The organism is Streptomyces sp. GESEQ-35, assembly GCF_017948485.1.
In the GTDB taxonomy this organism is placed as follows: domain Bacteria; phylum Actinomycetota; class Actinomycetes; order Streptomycetales; family Streptomycetaceae; genus Streptomyces.
This window is the reverse complement of the sequence record NZ_JAFFSX010000115.1, coordinates 1-229: the sequence shown is the minus strand read 5'-3', so window position 1 is coordinate 229 and position 229 is coordinate 1. Positions and strand designations below refer to the sequence as shown.

Below are 229 nucleotides of genomic sequence, written 5' to 3'. Positions count from 1 at the left end.
CTGCTGACCGACCGGGCGATGCGTGAGCGTGGTCTGCCTGCTGCCGGCGTGGTTGTGGTGGTGGATGAGGATGTGGAGCTGGCCGGGTTGCCGGTCGGTGACCCGGGGGTGGAGGGCCGGCCGGAGCAGCTGGCGTATGTGATGTACACGTCGGGTTCGACGGGGCGTCCCAAGGGGGTGGCGGTCACCCACCGCGACATCCTCGACCTGGTCGTGGACGGCATGTTCG

Annotated in this window: 1 protein-coding gene; it reads left to right on the top strand. The window is 69.4% G+C overall.

Annotation, left to right across the window (positions count from 1 at the left end; all coding sequences use genetic code 11):
* Positions 1 to 18: 18 nt before the first annotated feature.
* Positions 19 to 229 (top strand): AMP-binding protein (locus KCH87_RS49960; RefSeq protein WP_308299102.1); only part of this gene is annotated, 211 nt, incomplete at its 3' end.